This is a genomic window from Nocardiopsis sp. JB363, assembly GCF_900143625.1.
Classification (GTDB): Bacteria; Actinomycetota; Actinomycetes; order Streptosporangiales; family Streptosporangiaceae; genus Nocardiopsis.
Window position 1 is genome coordinate 1 of sequence record NZ_FRFF01000195.1, and the last position, 1,200, is coordinate 1,200.

General features: G+C 66.7%; 2 protein-coding genes. One reads left to right on the top strand and one right to left on the bottom strand.

Annotation, left to right across the window (positions count from 1 at the left end; genetic code table 11):
- On the bottom strand, window positions 1-616 hold a 616-nt coding region (locus BQ8420_RS28945), incomplete at its 3' end, for an acyltransferase domain-containing protein (RefSeq protein ID WP_200816141.1).
- A gap of 97 nt (window positions 617-713) precedes the next feature.
- Here BQ8420_RS28945 and BQ8420_RS28950 point away from each other — a divergent pair.
- On the top strand, window positions 714-1,200 hold a 487-nt coding region (locus tag BQ8420_RS28950), incomplete at its 3' end, for an AMP-binding protein (RefSeq protein WP_143847655.1).

The window sequence follows — 1,200 nt, forward strand, 5'->3', positions numbered from 1 at the left end:
GACCCAACCCGGCCGCCTCCTCCTGCGAATACCACGTCACCGGACCCTGATCACCCAAACGAGCCGGCTCCAACTGCAAACCCCCCACCCAGTACAACCGGCCCCGGAACTGCGCCGCCACCCACGCCGCCGTCTCCACACTCAAATACCCGAACAACCGCCGCGACCGGGCCACCTGCACACCCACATCCGCAAGCGTGGCCACCGTCACCGACCGATCGATACCGAGCCGAGCATGCCGCGCCAACTGCTCGGGCACCATCGCCGCGAACGCCAACAACGACACCATCCGCACCCGCGCGTCCTGAGCCTCCACCAACGTCGGCCAAGGCCGCCACCGCCCCAACGGCAGATCCCGATCAGCCCACAAACGCCGACACATCAAACCCACCACATGCCACAACTCCGGCGGCCACCCACCCTCACCCTCATCCGGCCACAGCGCCTCCACCTCCACCCGATCGGCCTCGGCCAACCCGAACATCTCCCACACCCGCGCCGCATCCGCCCCCACCGGCACCCGCAACCCCGGATCCGGCAACGCCTCGGCCTCCTCCAACCACACCCGCACATCCGCACTCAAACCGAAACGTTCCACCACAACAGCACTGTCCATGCCCACATCCTGCACCCACCCACCAGTGAGACGCGACCCACAGTTGCGCATAGTGTTGAAACACCACCCACCACCCGAAGAACAAGGAACACCACCGATGTCGGACCCGGCGCAACTCCTCCGCGACTGGATCACCACCTACCACACCCCCACCACGTCGGTGGCCCACCTCCTCTGCGACCGCCACAACCCCCACACCACCGCCACCACCGAAATCGGCCCCACCCTGGAGGCCACCACCCTCACCTTCGGCGAACTCACCCAACGCTCCACCGCCCTCGCCGCAGGCCTGGCCACCCTCGACATCACCCCCGGCGACCGCATCGCCACCCTCATGCCCAAAGGCATCGACCTGACCATCACCGCCCTGGCCGCCTGGCGCCTAGGAGCAGTCCTGGTCCCCCTCCTGTCCTCCCTGGCCCCCCACGCCATCACCCAACGCCTCACCGACTCAGGCGCCCACCTGGTCATCTGCCAAGACGAATACCGCAACAAACTCGACCCCGGACCCCACCACCAGTCTCTTATACACATCACCGAGCCCACGAGACGGAGCTACAACTCGAATCCCGACTTCTGCGAGA